The following is a 21,816-nucleotide window of genomic DNA, read 5'->3' on the forward strand; positions in this document are numbered from 1 at the left end:
GGGCAACACTGTGAGCCAGATCGGGGCATGCTGGGCAAATGGGAGTACCTGCGGCGACAGACAACAACGGCCTGCAGCACTCGCTGCAGAAGCGCCACCTCACGATGATCGCGATCGGCGGTGTCATCGGCGCCGGCCTGTTCGTGGGATCCGGCGCGACCATCCAGGCCGCCGGGCCCGCAGCATTTCTCACCTACGCCATCACCGGGGTACTCATCGTCCTGGTGATGCGGATGCTCGGCGAGATGGCCGTCGCCAACCCGTCCACCGGTTCCTTCGCCGACTACAGCCGTCGCGCCCTCGGTGACTGGGCCGGATTCTCCGTCGGCTGGTTGTACTGGTACTTCTGGGTGATCGTCGTCGGCTTCGAAGCGGTCGCCGGGGGCAAGCTCATCCAGGACTGGCTGCCGCGCGCACCGCTGTGGCTGGTGGCGCTACTCCTGATGCTCGCCATGACGGCCACCAACTTGTTCTCGGTGCGCTCCTACGGCGAGTTCGAGTATTGGTTCGCCAGCGTGAAAGTGGCTGCGATCGTGGCATTTCTGGTCGCAGGCAGCTGTTACGTGTTGGGGCTGTGGCCGGACAAGAAGATGGACTTCTCCAACCTCACCGCCCACCACGGCTTCATGCCGCACGGACCGGGCGCCATCTTCTCGTCGATCGTCATCGTGATCTTCTCCATGGTGGGAGCCGAGATCGCCACCATCGCGGCGGCCGAATCGAAAGACCCCGCCAAGGCCATCAGCCAGGCCACCAACTCGGTGATCTACCGCGTGGCCATCTTCTTCGTCGGATCAATCTTTTTGATCGCGGTCATCGTGCCGTGGGACAGCCCGGAATTGGGCACTTCGCCATACGTCACCGCATTCAAGACGATGGGCATCCCGGCCGCCGATCACATCATGCGGGTGGTGGTGCTGACCGCCGTGCTGTCGTGTTTGAACTCGGCGATGTACACCGCGTCCCGCATGCTCTTCGTGCTCGCCGGCCGCGGCGAGGCTCCGCGCAGCTGGCTCAAGGTGAACACCCGTGGCGTGCCGGTGCAGGCAATTCTCGCGTCCTCGTTCATCGGCTTTGTCTGCGTCATCCTGGCGTACTTCTTCGAGCACACCGTGTTCCTGTTTCTGCTCAACTCCTCGGGCGCAGTAATCCTGTTCGTGTACTTGATGATTGCCATCTCGCAGTACATCCTGCGGCGCCGCACCCCCGAAGAGAAACTCCTCGTCAAGATGTGGGGCTACCCCGCCTTGACGATCCTTACCGCGATCGGCATCGTCGCCATCCTGGTGGCGATGGGTTTCCAGGACGCCACCCGCACCCAGCTGTGGACCAGCCTGCTGTCCTGGGGTGTGATCCTGCTGCTGTTCGGGGCGCTGCGGCTCAACCGCCGTCGCCGGCCGCAGCCCCAGGAACCCGCTACCCGGTGATGGTGACGGCCCGCTTGAACAGCTGCAGCGTCAGGCCGTGCAGATAATCCCCCACCGCCACAGGCGCTTTCCCCGCGAACGCGCGGGCGTGCGTACCTTCCAGGATGATGCCCAGCTTGAAGCAGGCCAGCACCGTGTACCAGTCAATGGCATCCAGATCCCGGTCGGTGCGTGCCGCGTAGTGCGCGACCAGCTCCTGCGCCGTCGGTAGGCCTCCGGCCTGCACCAACGCCCCACCTAAGGAGGCGGTCTCGTGCTCCGACGGCCATGTGGCCAACAGCCAGCCCAGATCCAGCAGCGGGTCACCGATCGTGGACATCTCCCAGTCCACGATGGCGGCGAGCTGCGGGCCGTCGTTGCGGAACATCATGTTGGCCAGATGGAAATCGCCATGCATGATTCCCGGCTTCCACTGCGAGGGTCGATGCTGTTCAAGCCAATTCGCCACGGATTGCACACCCGGAATGTCCGGGCCCGGGTATCCGTCATGCTTGGCGTATGAATCCAGCTCCTTGAGCCAGCGTGGCACCTGCCGCTCCAGGAAACCGTCCGGATTGCCGTACCCCTCCAACCCGAGCGCCTGGTAGTCCAGGGCGCCGAGGGCCGCAATGCCGCTGACCGCCTCCAGGCCCATCCGATGCCGAACCTCGGCACTGCCGGCATGTAGTTCGGGCAGGGTGACCGTGGCATTGAACCCGTCCACCGGCTCCATCAGGTAGAAGACCGCGCCGCCCAGCACCGTCTCATCGGTGCACGCGGCGATGAGCTCGGGCGCCGCAACGCCCTGCCCGCGTAGCGCTCCCAGCAGCCGTGCCTCCCGGCGGATCACGTTGTTGCTGGCGTCGCGCAGATGTTTGGGCGGTCGCCGCAACACATACTCGCGCCCACCCCTGCGGAAACGAACCATGATGTTCTGGGTGCCGCCGGTGATCGCGGAGACATCCGATACCTCCCCGCCGGGAAGTCCCTGCCCATCCATCCAACGCGAAACAACGTCGAAATCAACGCTTTTCGGATCGATATGTTGTGGAGCCGCCATCACAGGTTTCCCACGCGGTGTTCCAGCCGCTCCGCCACATGGGCGCGTGCCTTCTCGGTCAGCGCCGGGATGTGGCTCGGCGGGAAGAGACCCTCGTAGGGGGTGTAGTCCTTGAGGACCTCTTTGGCGATGGTGACCTTGTGCACCTCGGTCGGGCCATCCACGAGCCCCATGACCTCCGAGTACAGGAACATCTTGGCCAACGGCATCTCCTCGGACACCCCGAGCGAACCGTGCAGATGCAGTGCGCGCTGAGCCACATCGTGCATCACCTTGGGCATCGCCGCCTTGATGGCCGAAATATCCTTGCGCACCTTCAGATAGTCCTGGTGCTTGTCGATGAGCCACGCGGTGCGCAGCACCAAAAGGCGGAACGATTCCATCTCGATCCAGCTATCGGCGATACGTTCCTGGGTCATCTGTAGTTTGGCGATGGTGCCACCGCGCGCTTCGCGACTGATGACACGCTCGCACATCATGTCGAAGGCCTTACGTACCTGGGCCACCGTGCGCATGGCATGGTGCACACGACCGCCACCGAGGCGGGTCTGCGCAATCGCGAAGGCTCCGCCCTCGGCACCCAGCATGTTCTCGGCGCGGATGCGGGCATTGGTGAAGCGCGTGTAGGCCTCGTCCTCACTGAACCCATGCACCGTGATGTTCCGGACGATCTCCACACCGGGCGCGTTCGGGTCGACGATGAACATCGACATCCCCTGGTAGGGACTGACCTCGGTGTTCGTCACGGCCATGACGATCCAGAACGCGGCGTGCCGCGCCTCGGAGTTGAACCACTTCTCGCCGTTGAGGATCCACTCGTCGCCGTCACGGACCGCGGTGGTCTTGAACAGCGTCGGATCCGATCCGCCCTGCGGCTCCGTCATCACATAACAGGAGCCGATATCACCGTCCATCAACGGCTGCAGGTACTTGGCCTTCTGCGCTTCGGTACCGTAGTGCGCGAGGATTTCCGCGTTCCCGGTATCGGGCGCCTGACATCCGAATATCGAAGGAGCCCAGACCGAGCGGCCCAGAATCTCATTGAGCAGGGCCAGTTTGAGCTGTCCGTAGCCCGGGCCGCCCAGCTCCGGTCCGAGGTGGCAGGCCCACAGGCCGCGGCGCTTGACCTCTTCCTTGAGCGGGCGCACATAGTCCATGGCTTCTTTGTCGGACTTGTCGTACGGATTGGGGAACACATAGTCAAGCGGTTCGACCTCGGTGCGGACGAATTCGTCGGCCCAGTCCAACAGCTCCTGGTACTCCGGGTCGGTTTCGAAATCCCATGCCATGTCAGTCACTTCCTGTCGGTTCGGGCGCACGGTCGATCCGTACACCCTCCAAAACCATGTCGGCGATGCGCTTGGCGATCTGTGCCGGGCTCTTGCCGTCGGCGCGGTACCAGACCGCGACCATGTTCAACATGCCCAGGACCGCATTGGTGACCACGTGATCGGCGCTCCGAAACACCCCGGCCTCATATCCCTCGTCGAAGACGCGCTGCCAGCAGTGCTGCAACTCGTCGCGCAGGCCCTGCAGTTCCGCGGCACGCTCGCCGGTCAGTGCCGACCCGTCACGCACCTGAATAGACACCTGCTTGCGGTACTTGACGATCAAAATCACGTAGGAGCCGATCAACGTGCGCAAGCGCTTGGCGGGCTCGGTGTTCATGTGTGCGATATGGACGGCCTCGGTAAGCATCTCGTCGATATAACTGCGCAGGATCTCCCAGAGCAGCTCCTCCTTGGAACCGATGTGGTAGTACAGAGCGCCACCGCGCACACCGGCCGCGGCACCGATCTCCGCCACGCCCGTGCCATGAAATCCTTTTTCCGCGAAGAGTTCCGTTGCCGCATCCATGATCCGCCGACGGGTGGCCGCGGCGTCACCGTCGGATGCCGGCGGGCGGCCCCGGCGCGGTTTGGCGCCGGTCTCCGTCACAGGATGCCGCCGTCCAAACGAATCGTCGTTCCCGTGCAGTAGGCCGACGCTTCGCTCGCGAGATACAGCGCCGCGCCCACGACATCCTCGGGTTCACCGATGCGCCGCAGCGGAATGCTCGGCATGAGCGCCTCGGCGAATCCCTCCGGCCAGGCCGCGGCGATATCGGTGTTGAACAGTCCACACTGAATCGTGTTGGCACGCACCGTCGGTCCGAAGCTATGCGATAGCCCCAGGGTCAGCGCGTTCAGGCCCGCCTTGGCGGCCGCATAGGGCAGCGCCGTCGCCTCGGGACGCACCGCCTCAATGGAGCTGATGTTGATGATCGAGCCACCCGTCCCAGCGGCCATCTTGGTGGCTATCGACGCCGACAACCGGAACGGACCCTTCAGGTTCACCCCAATGACCTTGTCGAACAACGCTTCCGAGACTTGGTCCAGGCTGGGATACAGCGGGGACAATCCCGCGTTGTTCACCAACACGTCCACCCGGCCGAACTCGCGGTACACGGTGTCGACCAACTGGTCGCACTGTTCCCAGGAGCTGACGTTGCACGCGACCGGGAGCGCACGGCGGCCGTGCTCGGCTTCCACCTTGGCGGCCAGCTCGGCACAGGGATCGATCTTGCGGCTGGCGATCACCACGTCGGCACCGTGGGCCGCGAATGCCTGCACCATCGCCCGCCCCAATCCGCGGCTTCCGCCGGTGACGACGACGACCTTGTCCTGCAGCATTGCGCCTCCTCAATTAATGTGGCGATCGCTACATTAAAGAGAATCTGCCGATAGCGCAAGAGCCCGTCTCGGCCGATCAGTGGGTGAGCTTGTCCAGCAGCAGGGTGAACATCGCGTCGGTCTTGTCCTCCTGGGGATCGACGCGGCAAAACATCACCGAGGCGACGTAGTTCGCGCGTTGCCGCGCCACCAGCCGGCAGGACCACGGCGAATTATCGGTATTGCGCGTCCAGTTCACCTCGTCCTGACCGCTGTGCAAGATCTTGAGAGACCAGCTCTCCTTGGCGGCGCCCACCGAGGTAACCCCACGCACCCCGTCGCATCGCGACATGCGCTGGGCGAATTGTTCGAACTGCTGGCTGGCAGAATTCGCGTTCTCGAACACGATGAGTGCGGTGCCGACTGTGTGCTTGCGCACCTTCTCGACACTCTGTGAGTAGGCCTGGATGCGCGCCGCACCGAAACTCAGGTACTGCTGGCGGGTGGCCAAGGAATACCCGTAGGCACAGTCAGACACCGTGTTGGCCGTCGAGAGCACCGTCTCTACCGCCGGGATGGTCTTGACCGCCGGAAGACCGGTTGCCGCACGAACATCCGGCGCCGATAGCAGGTGATCTTCGAGGTCGGCCTGTCTGGGTGGCAGCATCGGATAGAGCTTGTCGGGCTTGTCCGGGGCTGCCGCGTCACCCGTGATCGCCTGCGTGCAGGAAGTCAGCATCACGGCCGCACTGAGTAAAACCATTGGAGCCCAGCGCATCGCCCGCCTTGTCGTCGGAAGCATGGGCCGCAGAATATCGGCGATATCCCCTGTCCCGGCATCCCCCATCGGGACTTGCCAGATGTGAAGCTACACCACCAATGCCATCCGCGGATCGGTGAGCATTGCCCCCAGATCGGCGAGGAACTTCGATCCCTGTTCACCGTCGACCAGCCGGTGGTCGAAGGACAACGCGAGTGTGGTGACATCCCGCACCGCCAGCTCGCCGTCGATCACCCAGGGGCGCTTGGCGACAGAGCCCAGCGCCAAGATCGCCGCCTCGCCCGGATTGATGATCGGAGTGCCGGCGTCGACACCAAAGACCCCGATATTGGTCAGGGTGAATGTGCCACCGGCCATATCTGCCGGCGTGGTCTTGCCCTCACGCGCGGTCGACACCAACTGAGCGACGGCCGTTGCCAATTCGCGCAGTGACAGCGCGCCGGCGTTCTTGACGTTCGGCACCACCAGCCCCCGTTCGGTGGCGGCCGCGATACCCAGGTTCACGTAATGCTTCACGACGATCTCACCGGCCTGCTCATCCCAGGTGGAGTTCAGCGAGGGGTGCGATCGCAGCGCCAACAGCACCATGCGCGCGACCAGCGTCGTCGGGGTGAGTTTGAGATCGGGGTACCGAGCCTTCAGTTCGGCCAGTAGCGCCATCGTCGCGGTCATGTCGACGGTGAGGAACTCGGTGACATGCGGGGCCGTGAAAGCGCTGCGCACCATGGCGGCAGCGGTGTGCTTGCGCACTCCCGCGATCGGAATTCGTGTTTCCGCACCCCCCGGGGGCGCGGCGCACCCGGCATCGGGCTCGGCGGAATGCGGCTGCGGCGCACGGGCCGTGAGGCTCCGGGTGTACGCCTCCACATCCTGGCGGGTGATGCTGCCCCCGATGCCGGTTCCGTTGATCAGGTCGAGGGCCACACCGAGCTCGGCTGCGAGCTTGCGAACCGACGGCTTGGCCGGGACCCTCTCCGGTACGGGCTGCGCCTGGGCGGCCGGCGGCACGACGACGGGTTCGGGCTCGGCCGCCTGTTCCACAAGCGCAAGCGCCGCCGCGCCGGATCCCGTGCGGCGCCGGCGACGGGCCGTGCCCGACGATTCCGACGGGCCGTATCCGACCAGATTGGCGGGCGCGTCCGGCTCGGCACCGGCCACCTCGATGGAGATCAGTGGCGAACCGACCGCGACGGTGGAGTTCTCGGCCACCTGTAGGGCCACCACCGTGCCTTCGAAGGGGGACGGCAGTTCGACCATCGCCTTTGCCGTCTCCACATCGGCGAGCACCTGGTTGAGCTTCACCTCGTCGCCCACCTTCACCTTCCAGGCGATCAGGTCGGCCTCGGTGAGTCCTTCGCCAAGATCCGGGAGCAGAAACTGTTTGACTGCCATGGATTTCGCACCCCTTCTACGCGGCGATGGCGCGGTCGACGGCGTCCATGACCCGCTCCGCGTCGGGCAGGTAATGATGCTCCACCTTGTTGGCCGGGTACGGCAGCGCGAAGCCGCCGACGCGCAGGACCGGAGCCTCCAGCTGATAGAAGCACCGCTCGGTGATGCGGGCGGCGATCTCGGCGCCCAATCCCATGAACACCGACGCCTCGTGCACCACGACCAGCCTTCCGGTTTTGCGCACCGACGCTTCCAGGGTGTCGAAGTCAACCGGCGACAACGAACGCAGATCCACTACCTCGATCGATACCCCCTCCGCCGCAGCCATTTCCGCGGCCGCGTTGGCCACCGCGACCATCGGGCCATAGGCGGCGATGGTAGCCGCCGTGCCGGGGCGGACGATACGTGCGGCACCCAGTGGGAGCGGGGTCAGCGCGGTGTCGACCTCGCCCTTCTCCCAGTAGCGGCGCTTGGGCTCGAAGAAAATCACCGGGTCGTCGCAGGCGACCGACTGGCGGATCATGTCGTACGCGTCCTGTGGTGAGCTGCAGGACACCACCCGCAGGCCCGCGGTATGCGCGAAGTACGCCTCCGGTGACTCGGAATGGTGTTCCACCGCACCGATTCCGCCGCCGAATGGGATGCGGATGGTCAGTGGCATACCGACCGCACCCTTGGTGCGGTAGTGCAGCTTGGCGACTTGGCTCACGATCTGATCGAAGGCCGGGTAGACAAATCCGTCGAATTGGATCTCACACACCGGGCGGTATCCGCGCATGGCCAAACCGACGGCGGTGCCGATGATTCCGGATTCGGCGAGCGGTGTGTCGATGACGCGATGGTCACCGAAATCCTTTTGCAGCCCATCGGTGACCCGAAACACGCCGCCGAGCTTGCCGACATCCTCGCCCATTACGATCACGCGGTCGTCGTCCTCCAGCGCCGCCCGCAACCCGGCGTTCAGGGCACCGGACATGGTCATCCTGGTCATGATGCGATCCCTTCATCCTCAAAGCCCTCGAGATACTCCAGGTAGTCGTGCCGTTCGGCGGCGACAAGCGAATGTGGTTCCGCGTAGACGTGGTTGAACATGTCGGCGGCGGTCGGCTCGACCGTGCCCAGGCATCCCGCCCGCATCTGGGCAGCCACCTGATCGGCCTTCGCGGCGATGCGCTCCTTCTCCGATTCGGTCAGCGCACCCTTGCTCTCCAGGTACTTTTCCACCCGCGCCAGCGGATCCTTGGCGCGCCACTCGTCCAGTTCGGCCGCGTTGCGGTACTTGGTGGGGTCGTCGGAGGTGGTGTGCGGTCCCATCCGGTAGGTGACCGCTTCGATCAGGGTGGGGCCGCTGCCCTCGCGGGCACGCCGCAGCGCCGCGCGGGTCGCTGCCATCACGGCCAGCACGTCATTGCCGTCCACCTGAATCCCGGGGACGCCGAAGCCGATGCCCCGGGCGGCCAGCGGCAGATGACTCTGCACCCGGACCGGCTCGCTGATCGCCCACTGGTTGTTCTGACAGAAGAAGACCACGGGCGCACCGAAACTCGACGCGAAGGCGAACGCCTCGGAAACGTCGCCCTGACTGGTGGCACCGTCGCCGAAGTACGCGATGACCGCGGTATCCGATCCGTCGAACTTCACCCCCATGGCGTATCCGGTGGCGTGCAGCGACTGCGCGCCGACGATGATGGCAGGCGCGGTGATGTTGTGATCGCGCGGGTTCCAGCCCGATTGTGTTGAGCCGCGCCAGAATTGCAGCATCGCGGTGGGTTCGACGCCACGGCAGTAGGCGACGCCGTGCTCGCGGAAACTGGTGAAGGCGAAGTCGTCGTGTTGCAGCGCGCGAGCGGAACCGACCTGCGCGGCTTCCTGACCCAACAGCGGCGCCCACAACGCGAGCTCACCCTGACGCTGCAGGGCCGTGGCCTCGTTATCGATGCGGCGGACCACCACCATGTCCTCGTACAGCGCCCTCAGCTGATCGTCATCGACATCGGCGACCAGGGGTGCGTACTCCGGATTCTCGATCCGGATACCGTCCGGATCGAGGAGCTGGATGATCTCCATAACCTGCCCTCGCTAACGATGTGACGCACTACCGAAACATGACCGCCGCACCGTGGCTGTGTCATGACTCACAGTGCACCAGATAGTCATACTGCGCAACCGATGCGTGTCGAATTGCGCAATATGCCCAGATTTAAACGACCATTCTGTGCGATACTGCGCGCTATGACTACTCTGGATGCCACCGATGCGAAGTTGTTACTCGCACTCACGCAAACTCCCCGCGCATCCGGGGTGGAGCTGGCGCAGCGGCTGAATCTGTCGCGCAACACGGTGCAGGCACGACTGACGCGCTGGGATCAGCACGAGGCCCTGGCCGGCATCGATCATCAGATCGTCCCGCGCGCGATGGGCTATCCGATGACGGCGTATGTCACCGCGCGCATCGACCAGCACCAGTTGAGCGCGATCGGTGCGGCACTGGCCGATATACCGGAAGTGGTGCAAGTGCACGGCCTGGCCGGAGCCGACGATCTCATGATCAAGGTGGTGGCCGTCGATAGCGACGACCTCTATCGGATCGCGGGATACATTCTCGATATCCCGGGTATCACCCGTACCTCGATCGCCATCGCGATGCACGAGCTGGTGGCGTTCCGAATGACACCGCTGCTACGGCGTCTCGCCAGGCAGGGGTGATGGTTAACCCAACCAATCCAAAACCGCTGCGGCCGTCCATGATTGCTGCATGCTACCCAGCGGCTCCCCGGTGAACGGCTCGTAGTACTCCGCGAACGAACCGTCGCCTGCCTGCCGTAGTCCCTCTTGCCGCAACAGGAATGCGCGCTCACCCCAGCCGCGCCGCTCGAACGCCCAACAGAACAGCCAGGTGAGCACCGGCCAGACCGGACCCCGCCAGTACTCACGCGGCCGAAAGTCTCGCGAGACCGGTGACGTGGAAGGCACCAGCGCGTAGCGCAGATCGGGATGGCCGCAGAACCGCGGTCCCTCCAGCAGCCGCAGCAGGGCCAGCTCCTGCGGGCGCGGCAGCCCGCCGGTGAGCAGCGGCGCGAACACAGCCACCGTGTCGGTGGCGACCCACTTACCCGTCTTGACATCGAAATCCCTTGCCGCCCCGGTGCGCTCCTCGGTGGTATCGAGAACGCCCTGCCGGAACCGCTCCGCCCAGCTGTGCAATTCACGCACATCAGCGCGCGGGCGGGCATGCTCCTCCCCGATGGTGGCCAGCACCTCGCATGCCACCGAGAAGATCGCCGAGACGAAGACGTCCTCCATGGCGAAGCTCATCGCGTCGGGCAGCCGGGCATCGTCGTAGCGCACCGATTTCATCTCTTCCAACAGCCACAGATACACGTCGTATTCGGCGTCCTTGGGCCGCTGCGACGGATCGGTCACGATGGTGGTGTCCTCGCGCGTGTACGGCGGCAGCTCGCCCGGAACAACGTTGGCGTAGGCCCCATCCCAGCGCGGCGAGTTGTCCATCCCGGATTCCCACCCGTGATACAGGGTGATGCGACCATGCTGATTCTGGTCCCGCGTCTCGGCCAGCCACCGATGCCACCGCATGAGATCGGACCAGCGCCGGTCCAGGAAGGCCTCCGCGATGCCCCGGGCGCTGCGGCCCCGCCGTCGGGCGTGATCCAGGATGCGCTGCACCGCGATGGCATGCACGGGCGGCTGCGTGATGCCCGATGTCTGATGCCCCGACGGCGCGTTCGCCGCCAGCTCGGCCGTCTGCCAGCGGGCCGGACCCGGAAAGTACCCGTCGACTCCGTTCGCGAACACGATGTGCGGGATCATCCCGTTGGCCCATTGTGCCGACAGCAGGGTGTCCAGCTCAGTGACCGCGCGCTCGACGCTCAACGGCGCCAACCCGACCGCCACGAATGCCGCGTCCCAGCTCCACATGTGCGGATAGAGCTTCGGTGCGGCACTGGTCATCGTTCCCCGGTCATTACCCCTGAGCAGGTATGCCGCGCGCGCGGCCAGCTGCGTGGGAGTGAACATCGGGTGGGAGGGCATCCGTCCATTGTGCGGTGTAGCTGTCCATTCCCTCTCGCCGAAAGTCGACTTTTGGTGTGAAAGTGCGAGTAAAGCGCACCAAAAGTCGACTTTCGGCGCCGGCGCGTAGCGTGACGCACATGCCTCACGCTCTCATCACCGGTGCCGCCGGTGGGCTCGGTGCCGCCATTGCCCGCGCGCTCGCCCCCACGCACAGCCTGCTCTTGGGCGGTCGCCCGTCCACCAGGCTGGACGCCTTGGCCACCGAGTTGAATGCCACCCCCTGGCCCGTCGACCTCGGTGACCAGGACGCGGTCCTCGGCGCCGTGGCCGGCATCGACACACTGGACGTGCTCGTGCACAACGCCGGAGTCTCCTATCCCGCCACCATCGCCGACTCGAGCCTGGCCGACTGGCGAAAGACCTTTGATGTCAACGTATTAGCACCCGTCGCGCTCACCCAGGCCCTGCTGCCCGCACTGCGCGCGGCGCAGGGTGACGTGGTGTTCATCAACTCCGGCGCGGGGATCAACGCGCACCCGGGCATCGGCTCGTACTCGGCCAGCAAGTTCGCGCTGCGTGGATTCGCCGACGTACTGCGCGCCGAGGAACCCACGCTTCGGGTCACCTCGGTGCACCCGGGACGGATCAGCACACCGATGCAACAAGAGCTGACCGAACACGAAGGGCGCGAATACGATCCGAGCGAATACATGCGTCCCGAATCCGTGGCGCAGCTGGTCGCCGATGCCGTGAATCTGCCGCGCGACGCCCGGGTACACCAGATCGTCGTGCGACAGAACTAGACGACCAGGTTCACCATGCGGCCGGGCACCACGATCACCTTCTTCGGGGTGGCGCCGGCCAAGAACTCCAGCACCTTCTCCTCCGCCAGGGCCGCCGCCTCGATATCGCCCTTCGGTGCATCGGCGGCCACGGTGATGCGGCCACGTACCTTGCCGTTCACCTGAATCGGGTACTCGACGGTGTCGGCGACCAGCCAGCGCTCATCGGACACCGGGAAGGGCCCGTGCGCCAACGATTGCTCGCCGCCCAGCTGGCTCCACAGCTCCTCGGCCAGATGCGGGGCCAGCGGCGCCAACATGAGCACCAGTGGCTCCACCGCGGCGCGCGGCGCACCCTCCGGGTACTCCTTGGTGAGGTGATTGGTGTACTCGATCAACTTGGCCGCGGCGGTGTTATTACGCAGGGCCGCATAGTCTTCGGCGACTCCGGCAATCGTCTTGTGCAACGCCCGCAGCGTGTCCTCGTTGGTCACGTCGTCGGAGGTGACACGAATCTTGCCGGTCTCCTCGTCGACCACCACTCGCCACGCACGCTGCAGGAAGCGATGAGCACCCACGACATCCTTTGTGGCCCAGGGGCGCGACAGCTCCAGCGGACCCATGGACATCTCGTAGACCCGCAGCGTGTCGGCACCATAGTTGTCGCAGATGTCGTCCGGCGAGATCGAGTTCTTCAGGCTCTTTCCGATCTTGCCGAACTCCTGCTTCACCTCCGCGCCCTGATAGAAGAACTTTCCGTTCTCCTCGACCACCTCGGCGGCCGGGACGTACATACCGCGCGCGTCCGTGTAGGCGTGGGCCTGGATGTAACCCTGGTTGAGCAGCCGCCGGTACGGCTCGCGGGAACTGACGTGCCCCAGGTCGTAGAGGACCTTGTGCCAGAACCGCGAATACAGCAGATGCAGCACGGCATGCTCCATGCCGCCTACGTATAGATCGACACCGCCCGGATCGTTCGGGCCGTACTCGGCCGGGCGCGGCCCCAGCCAGTACGCCTCGTTCTCCTTGTCGCAGAAGGCTTCCGAGTTATCGGGATCCGCGTAGCGCAGCTCGTACCACGAGCTGCCCGCCCACTGCGGCATCACGTTGGTATCGCGTGTGTAGTGCTGCAGCCCGTCGCCCAGATCCAGCTCGACGGTCACCCAGTCCGTGGCCTTCGACAACGGCGGCGACGGCTCGGACGAGGCATCCTCCGGATCGAAGGACACCGGCGCGTAGTCCTCGACCTCGGGCAGCTCGACGGGCAAGGCGTCCTCGCCCAGCGGGCGTGGACGCCCGTCCGCGTCATAGACAATCGGGAAAGGCTCGCCCCAATACCTCTGGCGCGCAAAGAGCCAGTCGCGCAGCTTGTATTCGATGCGCGACTCACCGCGCCCGTCTGCGGTCAGCCGGCGGGTCACCTCGGCCTTGGCGGCGTCGATGTCGAGACCGTCCAGGTAGTCGGAGTTCACCAGCGCACCGTCACCGGTGTAGGCGGCCTCGGTGACATCGCCGCCGGAAATCACTTCCTGCACCGGTAAACCGAAGGTGTTGGCGAAGTCCCAGTCCCGCTGGTCGTGTCCGGGCACCGCCATGATGGCACCGGTGCCGTACCCCAGCAGCACATAGTCGGCGATGAAGACCGGCACCGGCTTTCCGCTCACCGGATTGGTGGCGTAGGCGCCGGTGAAGACACCCGTCTTTTCTTTGTTCTCTTGACGTTCCAGATCGCTCTTGGCGGCAATGGAGCGGCGGTACTGCTCGATCGCCGATCGCGGCGAGTCCTGCCCTCCCGTCCAGCGAGGGTCGGTTCCCTCCGGCCAGGCCGCCGCGGCCAGCGCGTCCACCAGCGGATGCTCGGGCGCCAGCACGATGTAGGTGGCGCCGAAGAGTGTGTCGGGCCGGGTGGTGAACACCTCGATATCGGCGGGGCCACCCGCCCCATTCACCGCGAACAAGACCGACGCACCCTGCGAACGACCGATCCAGTTGCGTTGCATGGTCTTGACCTTGTCGGGCCAGTCCAGCACATCCAGGTCGTCGATCAATCTGTCGGAGTACGCGGTGATGCGCATCATCCACTGCCGCAGACGTTTACGGAAGACCGGGAAGTTGCCACGCTCACTGCGGCCGTCCGCGGTGACCTCTTCGTTGGCCAACACGGTGCCCAACCCCGGGCACCAGTTGACCACCGAATCCGATTGGTACACCAGGCGATACGAGTCAACAAGATCCGCGCGCGCACCGGCGCTCAGCTCTGCCCACACCGTGCCGTCCGCGGGAGTGCGCACGCCGGAATCGAATTCGGCGATCAGCTCAGCGATGGGCCGCGCACGGCGCGCCTGCTCGTCGTACCAGGCGTTGTAGATCTGCAGGAAGATCCACTGCGTCCATCGGTAGAAGTCGACATCGGTGGTCGCGAAGCTGCGGCGCGAGTCGTGCCCCAGGCCCAGCCGCCCCAGCTGCCGCTTGTAGTTGACGATGTTCGCCTCGGTGCGCACCCGCGGATGAGTGCCGGTCTGCACCGCGTACTGCTCGGCGGGCAACCCGAAGGCGTCGAATCCCAGGGCGTGCAGCACGTTGGCTCCACGCATCCGGTGATAGCGGGCGTAGACGTCCGTCGCGATGTAGCCGAGCGGATGTCCGACATGCAGACCGTCGCCGGACGGATACGGGAACATGTCCTGGACGAACATCTTGCCGGCCGGAATCGGCGTGCCGTCCGTCGGCGCGAGCGATCCCACCGGATTCGGCACATGGAACGTGCCCCGGTCGGCCCACGTCTGTTGCCAGCGGCGCTCGATCTGCCCGGCGAGCTGCGCGGTGTAGCGGTGCACGGGCGTTTCCGCAGAATCTCCGGCGGCGTCTTGCTGGGCATCAGTCACGGTTCAAGGGTAAAGGTGGCTGGTCAGCGAACAGAAATCGCCGCTTTGGCGACGAGAGTTAATCACTCTGGTCACAATCCGGCCACTTCCGGGGGTGTCCGGGGTGGTTTCTCAGCTGCGCTTATTAACTTCGGGACCGCACAACCGAGAGCCCGTCTGTCGACGCCGTCAGCGCTTCTCGTTGTCGCCACAACCTCACACAACGCATTGGACAGAGCCGGAAGGACATAGAAGGTGACGACCATACGGTATTCAGTCAGATTCGCGGCGGCCACGGCCTCCGTCGCGGCACTGCTCGCGGGGACTGCGGCCGTTGCGATCGCGGACCCCCAGCCGGCACCCGTACCCCCGGCACCGGCGGCCACTGCCAACGCCGCCGTCGCACCGGCCCCCAATGCGGCGCCGGCGCCCGCCGTGGCGCCCACGTCAGCGACCAACCCCTTGCAGCCGTCCGCGCCGACCGGCGCCGCACCGGCTACCGACGGCACGCTCACCGAGTTCTTCGCATCCAAGAACGTCAAGGTGGAGCCGCTGAACAAGAGCAGTCACGGGGTACCGCGCATCAGCATCCCGATCCCCAACAACTGGGCCAACGTGCCGGACCCGAATGTCCCCAACGCCTACCAAGTGATTGTCAGCAAGGCCAACGGCACCGGGATCTACCAGTCCAACGCCCAGCTCACCATGAGCAAGCTGGTCGGCGAGTTCGACACCAACGAGGCCGTCTCGCATGGCCCCGTCGAGGTCAAGACACTGCAGGGCTGGCAGCCGACCGATTCCTCGCTGGTCACCTACCAGGGATTTCCCTCGTCGATCGTGGAAGGCACTTTCCGCCAGGACGGTGAAAGCCTGAACACCTCACGCCGCGCCGTGATCATCACGCAGGGCAAGGACCGTTTCCTGGTCCAGCTGGCCGTCACCACCACCGTCGGCAACGCCATCGCGGAGGCACCCGCCACCGACCTGATCGTCAACGGTCTGCGCTTCGGGGACGCCGCGCCAGTGACCGCGCCGGTGGCCGATCCGAACGCGCTCGCCGATCCGGACGCGGTCCCGGGTGCCCCCGCGGCACCGGCTCCCGGTGCGGCGGATCCGAACGCACCGGCTTCGCCGGCACCGGGTATCCCGGGTTTGCCGGCACTGCCGACCTTGCCCGCGCCGGTGCCGCCGGCCCCGCCCGCGGCGTAGCCGGCCACGCACCCGGCTTAAACTAGGCGGGTGTTGATCGCCGCCATCGTGACCATCGCCCTCGCCGGGCTATTGGCTGCACTGTCGGCGCTGGCGTTCCTGCGGGCACCGCACGGCAGTCCGCGGCGGATGCTCGCACCCGCCCAGGCCGCGGCCGCGGCCATCTTGGCGACAGGTGGACTGGCTGCGCTATTCGGCTCCGCCACAATCGGTTTGGTGGGGCTGGCGGTGTGCGGTGTGGCCGCAGTCGTCACGGTGGGAGCGGCAGCCTGGCAGGTCGCAAAGTACACCACCGCCGCACAACAGATGTCGTCCTCGGGAGGCTGCGGCAGCTCCTGCGGGGGATGCCCGAGCGCGAGTCGCAGAGACTCGTCGGTGTGCGCCCAACCCTGACATGTCCAATCTTTAGACACGGCGGCCGCGACCTCGTCGGAATGTGAGCCGTATTCGCCCATGTGGGCCCCTTTTTTGGTGTTATGTTTCCGGACACTCGTGAACGGGTGTGGTCAGAAAGGGAGCCGTGAAAGACACCAAGCAGATGGTGAAGTTCATCCTCGTTGGTGTCCTCGCCGTCGCTTCCGGCATCGCCGCGTACATCTATCGCGACGACCAGTTGACCGTGGATCTGCTCACCATTCCCCTGTTCACCGGCATCATCGGCTACATCACCAACTGGACCGGCGTGCTGATGCTGTTCGCACCCTTGCGTTTCTACGGGTGGCGCATCCCCGGGCTACGCACGCTGTACGCGTTTCTGCCCCGGCGCGTACAGGTGATCCCCGCCATCACCTCCGACGGCCGGTTCGGCTGGCAGGGCATCGTGCCGTCGCGCGCCGAAAAAATGGCCAGCATCGCCGTCGACAAGAGCCTGGCCAAGCTCGGCAGCATCTCCGATTTCTATGAACAGCTCGAGCCCGACCTGATCGCCAATCACCTTGCGCTGATTGCCAAGTCAGAGATCCGCGGCGTCATCACCAAGATCATGGAACGTGAGGACCCTCAGCTGTGGCACAACCTGCCGCCGGCGCTGCGGGAAATGATGTTCAAGCGCATCGAGAATCAGCTGCCGCAGATCATCAAGAACATGACCGATCAGATCGGCGAGAACATCGAGCAGCTCGTCGACGCCAAGCTGATGATCATCCGGTACCTCACCGCGCATCCCAAGCTGCTCAACGACATCTTCCGGACCATGGGACACAAAGAGCTGCAGTTCATGCAGAACTTCGGTTTCTACTTCGGCTACCCGATGGGCTTCGTGCTGGTCGCAATTCTGCATTCGGTACCGCACCACTGGTGGACACCGTGGATCGTGCTGCCGCTGGGTGGGGTCATCATCGGGTACATCGTCAACTACCTCGGCATCACCATGATTTTCGAACCCGTGCACCCCAACAAGTGGGTGCCGTGGCGGCAGGGTCTGTTCATCAAGCGCAAGGCCGAGATCTCGGAGGAATACGCGCGCACCATCTCCGAGAACGTCATCACCCTGGAGAACATCGGGGACGAGATGCTCAACGGGCCCCGCTCGGATCGCACCCGGCAGATGCTCGCCGACGGCATCCGCCCGGCCCTGGAGCAGGCACTCGGGCCGGCTCGCCGCGCCATTCGGGTAGCCGTCGGCCGGCGCCAGTACGACCAAATCACCGAATCGGTCACCCTGGAAGCAACCGGCTTTGCGCCCCTTGCCTTTTCCGATCCGGAGTTCAACAAGCAACGCCAGGGCAAGATCGGCGCCTTCGTGTCCACCCAGATGCACAAGCTCTCACTCGACGATTTCAATGAGCTGCTGCGCTCGGCGGTCAAGCAGGACGAGTGGTTGCTGTTCGTGCACGGCGCCGTGCTGGGAGCCGCGGGCGGCCTGGCACACCTACTCATCTTCCCGCCAGCGGGCTGACACGCATCCGGAGCCGACCTGACAAGATGATGCCCGATGACCGATAACACGCCCGTCCCAGCGCACAACAATCGTGAGCTCCGACCCGATCGCGTGGTCCAAGGGGTCGCCATGCTGGCCGCCAAAACCTGGTGGCGCGGCGTCAAGTGGTCGGCGGATGTCGCCACCACCACCGGAACCAAAATCATCGACGACGTGCGGGCTGGCCGATCGGCCACCGACATCGCCCTGTCCGCCACCGAGCACGTGCTGGGCGCTGTACGGGACGCGCTACAGCTGCCGAGCGACTCCTCCGGGCTCACCCTGGCCAAACCGCAGAAGCCCACACCCTCCCGCGTCACCATCGACATCACCGAATCGGGCGCCCTCGACGGCGACGAATTACGCCGCCGCGGAGCCGAATTGCTGCGGCGTTCCGCCGATGTCTCCGACGTCGAGGACACGCATCCGGCCTACGCCCGCATCATCAACCAGCTGGCTCCCGATGAGGCGCGGATCCTGCGCTTCCTTGCCGCGCACGGTGCGCAACCCGTGGTGGATGTGCGGACCAGCCGCCCGTTCGACGTCGGCTCGGAGATGATCGCCGAGGGACTGTCCATGGTCGCCGAACGTTCCGGCTGCCGCTACACCAACCGCAACAACGCGTATACGAACAACCTGGTGCGCCTCGGCCTGGTCCGCGCGTCTCCGGAAGCGGTTGCGGCCGAGCGCTATCAGGTGCTGGAGGTGCAACCCGATGTGGTCGCGGCATGCCGCCGGGCAGGGCGTGCGCACAAGACGGTGCGCCGCAGTATCCACTTGACGCCGTTCGGTGAGGACTTCTGCCGCGCCGTCATCCCCACCGATCCCTCGGTGGGCGACGACCTGTAGGTCTAGTTGCGGCTCACGTCGATGGGGTGGGTCGCCAACAGCGACATCGGCAGTGGCTGCCGGCGCAGCACCTTGGCCCACAGATCCTCGTGGGTGTCGGTGAGCACATCGGACGGGAGCGCCGACAACACGATCCAATCGTCGCGCTCGACTTCTCCTTCAAGCTGACCGATCGTCCACCCGGAATAGCCGGCGAAGACCCTGATGCCCTCGACCAGCGGGGCGATGTCCTCGGGTTCGGCGTCCAGATCGACCATCGCCATGCGGCCCGCCACATGGCGCAGACCCTTCACACCGTCGATGCTGACCCCCGCACGCAGCGTCGCCAGGCACAGTGCCGCATCCCGTTTGACCGGCCCACCGATGAACATGGTCTTGGGCTTACCGGCGAGCTTGGCCCACTGCGGCAGCACGTTGTACACGGCGGTCTCGCTGGGACGATTGAGCACGACACCCAGCGTGCCGCCATCGTTGTGTTCGACGATGAAAATCACGCTGCGTCGAAACGTCGGCTCAAAGAGATTGGTGTTCGCGATCAGCAGGGTCCCGGCCCGCAGACGATGTGCGGGCGGCGCCATGTAGCCCTCGCCATATGCCTCGCCCTCTTCGGGCTCGTCCCCGTGCGCCACCTCATCATCATGACACCGTTTGCCGTTTCATGACTTGTGCTCGGCCAACCGCTACACATTTGTAGTGTGGGCGTTAACGCTCCGCCTCTTCCGCCCGACCGATCTCGACACACGAAAGTGACTCACATGACTGCGCGCCACTCGCCGCTGAGCCTGTGGCGCGCCATCCACGACCTGCCCGACTTCGGGCGGCTGGTGTGGGTCCGGCTACTGACCCAGTTCAGCGACGGCCTGTTCCAGGCCGCCCTCGCGGGTGCCTTGCTGTTCAACCCGGAGCGCGAAGCCGAGCCGTGGGCGATCGCCGGCGCCTTCGCGGTGCTGTTCCTGCCGTACTCGGCGCTCGGCCCGTTCGCCGGTGCGCTGCTGGACCGCTGGGACCGGCGCGCGGTCTTGATCGGCGCCAATCTGATCCGGGTACTGCTGGTGGCCCTCGTCGGATTCGAGCTGGCCTTCAGCGCCGACGACGTGGTGCTGCTGCTGGGCGCGTTGATAGTCAACGGCGTCACCCGATTCGTGACATCGGGGCTCTCGGCAGCCCTACCGCATGTGGTGCCGCGCGATCAGGTCGCGACCATGAACTCGGTCGCCACGGCGGTGGGAGCCACCGCCACCTTCTTCGGCGCCAACTTCATGCTGATGCTGCGCGCCGTTTTCGGTGCCGGCGATTTAGGCTCTGCCACAGTCATTTTCCTGGTCATCGTGCCGACGACGGCGGCAGCCTGGGTGGCATCGGGGTTCGCCGGTGACCGGTTGGGTCCCGACGACAGCGTGCGCGCGGTGCACGGCTCGGCCTTCTACGCGGTGGCCACCGGGTGGCTGCACGGCGCCCGCACCATCGTCGGCACACCTTCGGTCTTCGACGCGCTCATCGGGCTGGCCGCCCATCGCATGGTGTTCGGGCTCAACACCTTGCTTGTCCTTGTCCTGGTCCGCACCAACGAATCGGTGTTCGCCGGGATCGGGGCCGCGGCGTTCTTCCTGGCCTGCACCGGCGTCGGCTCATTCTTGGGGACGGTCTCCACCCCCGCGCTGCTGCGCCGTTTCGGCCGCGGACGCACCCTCGGTATGGCGCTGGGCGGCGCCGTCCTCCTGCAACTGATGGCCTCGGGTTTGTACATCCCCATCGTGCTGACCGCTGCCTTCGGCCTCGGCATGGCCGGTCAGGTGATCAAGCTGTGCGCCGATGTCGGCATGCAGACCGACGTCGACGACGCGCTGCGCGGGCACGTCTTCGCGGTGCAGGACTCGCTGTTCTGGGTCACTTTCACCGGTGCGATGGCCGTCGGCGCCGCCTTCATCACGCACGCGCATTGGCTGGCCTTCGGCGGCGCGGTGATCTACTTGATCGGACTGATCGTGCACATGACACGGACCCTTTGGCCCAGCCCGGCCGAATCCAGCCAACCCGACCCGGAAGGACACGCCCGTGACCTCGACCGCTGACGCTGTCATCGACGACCTGCGCGATGAGAGTGACGCACTGGACGCCCTGGTGGCGCCGCTATCCGACGACGGCTGGGCTCTGGACACCCCTGCGGCGGGCTGGACCATCGCCCACCAGATCGCCCATCTGCATTGGACCGATGCGCAGTCGCTGCTGGCGGCCACCGATCCCGAGGGTTTCGCCCGCGAGCTTCCCAAGGCGATGGCCGACCCCTTCGGGTTTGTGGACAAGGCCGCCGAGGAGACCGCCCAGATTCCACCCGCGGAGCTGCTGACGCGTTGGCGCGATACCCGCAACGAGCTGCACGCGGCACTGCGCGCCGTTCCCGACGGAGTCAAGATCCCCTGGTACGGGCCGCCGATGAGCCCGGCCTCCATGGGCACCGCCCGCCTGATGGAGACGTGGGCACACGCCCTGGATGTCGCGGACGCGCTCGCGGTGGCACCCGCTGCCACCGCGCGGTTGAAATCCATTGCTCACCTGGGTGTTCGGACCCGCGACTTTGCGTATTCGGTGCATTCATTGCCGGCTCCCGCCGCGCCGTTTCGTGTCGAGCTGACCGGCCCCGACGGGGACATCTGGACCTGGGGTCCCGACGACGCCGCCCAGCGTGTCACCGGATCGGCGCTCGACTTCTGCTATCTGGTGACCCAGCGCCGTCCGCGCGCGGACTTGGATCTGAAAGCCTTCGGCGAGGACGCCGAGAAGTGGCTCTCCATCGCGCAGGCATTCGCCGGCCCGCCCGGCGCCGGCCGGGGGTGAATCGCGCGGTTACCGAGCGCGCGCTCGATCCCTCGGA

20 protein-coding genes are annotated in these 21,816 nt (G+C 65.5%); 9 read left to right on the plus strand and 11 right to left on the minus strand.

Annotation, left to right across the window (positions count from 1 at the left end; translation table 11 throughout):
- Positions 1 to 38 precede the first annotated feature (38 nt).
- Positions 39 to 1,427, plus strand: coding sequence for an amino acid permease (locus ABG82_RS27195; protein ID WP_078343411.1), 1,389 nt, complete (start codon positions 39 to 41; stop codon positions 1,425 to 1,427).
- Here ABG82_RS27195 and ABG82_RS27200 read toward each other — a convergent pair.
- The 8 genes from ABG82_RS27200 to pdhA all read right to left on the minus strand — a co-directional run bounded on the left by ABG82_RS27200 (position 1,417) and on the right by pdhA (position 9,357).
- A complete protein-coding gene (locus ABG82_RS27200; protein WP_043078196.1) occupies positions 1,417 to 2,466 on the minus strand; it encodes a phosphotransferase family protein in 1,050 nt (349 codons plus the stop codon). The two genes, ABG82_RS27195 and ABG82_RS27200, sit on opposite strands and share 11 nt — an antisense overlap.
- A complete protein-coding gene (locus ABG82_RS27205) occupies positions 2,466 to 3,755 on the minus strand; it encodes an acyl-CoA dehydrogenase family protein (RefSeq protein WP_043078195.1) in 1,290 nt (429 codons plus the stop codon). Before ABG82_RS27205 ends, ABG82_RS27200 begins: the two co-directional genes overlap by 1 nt.
- Position 3,756: 1 nt before the next feature.
- The gene (locus tag ABG82_RS27210) at positions 3,757 to 4,404 is read right to left on the minus strand and encodes a TetR/AcrR family transcriptional regulator (RefSeq protein ID WP_043078194.1); all 648 of its coding nucleotides are present in this window, start codon (positions 4,402 to 4,404) and stop codon (positions 3,757 to 3,759) included.
- The gene (locus tag ABG82_RS27215) at positions 4,401 to 5,138 is read right to left on the minus strand and encodes an SDR family NAD(P)-dependent oxidoreductase (RefSeq protein WP_043078193.1); all 738 of its coding nucleotides are present in this window, start codon (positions 5,136 to 5,138) and stop codon (positions 4,401 to 4,403) included. Before ABG82_RS27215 ends, ABG82_RS27210 begins: the two co-directional genes overlap by 4 nt.
- A 76-nt stretch (positions 5,139 to 5,214) precedes the next feature.
- Positions 5,215 to 5,895 (minus strand): sensor domain-containing protein, encoded by a 681-nt coding sequence (locus ABG82_RS27220; RefSeq protein WP_043078253.1) that lies wholly within the window; start codon positions 5,893 to 5,895, stop codon positions 5,215 to 5,217.
- Positions 5,896 to 5,985: 90 nt separating this feature from the next.
- The gene (locus tag ABG82_RS27225) at positions 5,986 to 7,290 is read right to left on the minus strand and encodes a dihydrolipoamide acetyltransferase family protein (RefSeq protein ID WP_043078192.1); all 1,305 of its coding nucleotides are present in this window, start codon (positions 7,288 to 7,290) and stop codon (positions 5,986 to 5,988) included.
- A 16-nt stretch (positions 7,291 to 7,306) separates the two neighbouring features.
- Complete coding sequence (locus tag ABG82_RS27230; RefSeq protein WP_162269284.1) at positions 7,307 to 8,266, minus strand: alpha-ketoacid dehydrogenase subunit beta; 960 nt, start codon at positions 8,264 to 8,266, stop codon at positions 7,307 to 7,309.
- An 11-nt stretch (positions 8,267 to 8,277) separates the two neighbouring features.
- Positions 8,278 to 9,357, minus strand: coding sequence for a pyruvate dehydrogenase (acetyl-transferring) E1 component subunit alpha (gene pdhA, locus ABG82_RS27235; protein ID WP_043078190.1), 1,080 nt, complete (start codon positions 9,355 to 9,357; stop codon positions 8,278 to 8,280).
- Between the two features lie 165 nt (positions 9,358 to 9,522).
- Here pdhA and ABG82_RS27240 point away from each other — a divergent pair, with 165 nt between their 5' ends.
- Positions 9,523 to 9,996, plus strand: coding sequence for an Lrp/AsnC family transcriptional regulator (locus ABG82_RS27240; RefSeq protein ID WP_043078189.1), 474 nt, complete (start codon positions 9,523 to 9,525; stop codon positions 9,994 to 9,996).
- 3 nt (positions 9,997 to 9,999) lie between these two features.
- On the opposite strand, the gene ggh is transcribed toward ABG82_RS27240, so the two are convergent.
- Complete coding sequence (gene ggh, locus ABG82_RS27245; protein WP_043078188.1) at positions 10,000 to 11,340, minus strand: glucosylglycerate hydrolase; 1,341 nt, start codon at positions 11,338 to 11,340, stop codon at positions 10,000 to 10,002.
- Between the two features lie 119 nt (positions 11,341 to 11,459).
- On the opposite strand from ggh, the gene ABG82_RS27250 reads away from it, so the two are divergent.
- Complete coding sequence (locus tag ABG82_RS27250) at positions 11,460 to 12,125, plus strand: SDR family oxidoreductase (protein ID WP_043078187.1); 666 nt, start codon at positions 11,460 to 11,462, stop codon at positions 12,123 to 12,125.
- On the opposite strand, the gene leuS is transcribed toward ABG82_RS27250, so the two are convergent.
- Entirely contained in the window at positions 12,122 to 14,989 is a 2,868-nt protein-coding gene (gene leuS / locus ABG82_RS27255; protein WP_043078186.1) for a leucine--tRNA ligase, read from the minus strand. The genes ABG82_RS27250 and leuS overlap by 4 nt on opposite strands.
- A gap of 234 nt (positions 14,990 to 15,223) precedes the next feature.
- Between leuS and ABG82_RS27260 the strand changes: the two genes are divergently transcribed.
- The 4 genes from ABG82_RS27260 to ABG82_RS27275 all read left to right on the plus strand — a co-directional run bounded on the left by ABG82_RS27260 (position 15,224) and on the right by ABG82_RS27275 (position 18,944).
- Complete coding sequence (locus tag ABG82_RS27260; RefSeq protein ID WP_043078185.1) at positions 15,224 to 16,177, plus strand: LpqN/LpqT family lipoprotein; 954 nt, start codon at positions 15,224 to 15,226, stop codon at positions 16,175 to 16,177.
- Positions 16,178 to 16,207: 30 nt separating this feature from the next.
- Positions 16,208 to 16,570, plus strand: coding sequence for a hypothetical protein (locus tag ABG82_RS27265; protein ID WP_052511027.1), 363 nt, complete (start codon positions 16,208 to 16,210; stop codon positions 16,568 to 16,570).
- A gap of 127 nt (positions 16,571 to 16,697) precedes the next feature.
- A complete protein-coding gene (locus ABG82_RS27270; protein ID WP_043078252.1) occupies positions 16,698 to 18,074 on the plus strand; it encodes a hypothetical protein in 1,377 nt (458 codons plus the stop codon).
- A gap of 36 nt (positions 18,075 to 18,110) precedes the next feature.
- The gene (locus ABG82_RS27275) at positions 18,111 to 18,944 is read left to right on the plus strand and encodes a DUF4393 domain-containing protein (protein ID WP_043078183.1); all 834 of its coding nucleotides are present in this window, start codon (positions 18,111 to 18,113) and stop codon (positions 18,942 to 18,944) included.
- Between the two features lie 2 nt (positions 18,945 to 18,946).
- Here the strand turns inward: ABG82_RS27275 and ABG82_RS27280 are convergent, their stop codons facing one another.
- Positions 18,947 to 19,573: a YqgE/AlgH family protein gene (locus ABG82_RS27280; RefSeq protein WP_043078182.1), complete on the minus strand. Its 627-nt coding sequence runs from the start codon at positions 19,571 to 19,573 to the stop codon at positions 18,947 to 18,949.
- 126 nt (positions 19,574 to 19,699) lie between these two features.
- On the opposite strand from ABG82_RS27280, the gene ABG82_RS27285 reads away from it, so the two are divergent.
- Positions 19,700 to 21,016 carry an MFS transporter gene (locus ABG82_RS27285; RefSeq protein WP_043078181.1) on the plus strand — a complete coding sequence of 439 codons (1,317 nt, stop codon included), beginning with the start codon at positions 19,700 to 19,702 and terminating at the stop codon, positions 21,014 to 21,016.
- Positions 21,000 to 21,779, plus strand: coding sequence for a TIGR03084 family metal-binding protein (locus ABG82_RS27290; RefSeq protein WP_043078180.1), 780 nt, complete (start codon positions 21,000 to 21,002; stop codon positions 21,777 to 21,779). The genes ABG82_RS27285 and ABG82_RS27290 overlap by 17 nt, the downstream gene beginning before the upstream one ends.
- The last annotated feature ends 37 nt before the right edge of the window (positions 21,780 to 21,816 follow it).

This window comes from Mycobacteroides immunogenum (assembly GCF_001605725.1).
In the GTDB taxonomy this organism is placed as follows: domain Bacteria; phylum Actinomycetota; class Actinomycetes; order Mycobacteriales; family Mycobacteriaceae; genus Mycobacterium; species Mycobacterium immunogenum.

Bases quoted from the DNA above. Each gene is read 5' to 3' on its own strand.
- ABG82_RS27195 (WP_078343411.1), top strand. From the start codon at position 39: ATGGGAGTACCTGCGGCGACAGACAACAACGGCCTGCAGCACTCGCTG.
- ABG82_RS27200 (WP_043078196.1), bottom strand. From the start codon at position 2,466: ATGGCGGCTCCACAACATATCGATCCGAAAAGCGTTGATTTCGACGTT.
- ABG82_RS27205 (WP_043078195.1), bottom strand. From the start codon at position 3,755: ATGGCATGGGATTTCGAAACCGACCCGGAGTACCAGGAGCTGTTGGAC.
- ABG82_RS27215 (WP_043078193.1), bottom strand. From the start codon at position 5,138: ATGCTGCAGGACAAGGTCGTCGTCGTCACCGGCGGAAGCCGCGGATTG.
- ABG82_RS27220 (WP_043078253.1), bottom strand. From the start codon at position 5,895: ATGCGCTGGGCTCCAATGGTTTTACTCAGTGCGGCCGTGATGCTGACT.
- ABG82_RS27225 (WP_043078192.1), bottom strand. From the start codon at position 7,290: ATGGCAGTCAAACAGTTTCTGCTCCCGGATCTTGGCGAAGGACTCACC.
- ABG82_RS27230 (WP_162269284.1), bottom strand. From the start codon at position 8,266: ATGTCCGGTGCCCTGAACGCCGGGTTGCGGGCGGCGCTGGAGGACGAC.
- pdhA (WP_043078190.1), bottom strand. From the start codon at position 9,357: ATGGAGATCATCCAGCTCCTCGATCCGGACGGTATCCGGATCGAGAAT.
- ABG82_RS27240 (WP_043078189.1), top strand. From the start codon at position 9,523: ATGACTACTCTGGATGCCACCGATGCGAAGTTGTTACTCGCACTCACG.
- ggh (WP_043078188.1), bottom strand. From the start codon at position 11,340: ATGCCCTCCCACCCGATGTTCACTCCCACGCAGCTGGCCGCGCGCGCG.
- ABG82_RS27250 (WP_043078187.1), top strand. From the start codon at position 11,460: ATGCCTCACGCTCTCATCACCGGTGCCGCCGGTGGGCTCGGTGCCGCC.
- ABG82_RS27275 (WP_043078183.1), top strand. From the start codon at position 18,111: ATGACCGATAACACGCCCGTCCCAGCGCACAACAATCGTGAGCTCCGA.
- ABG82_RS27285 (WP_043078181.1), top strand. From the start codon at position 19,700: ATGACTGCGCGCCACTCGCCGCTGAGCCTGTGGCGCGCCATCCACGAC.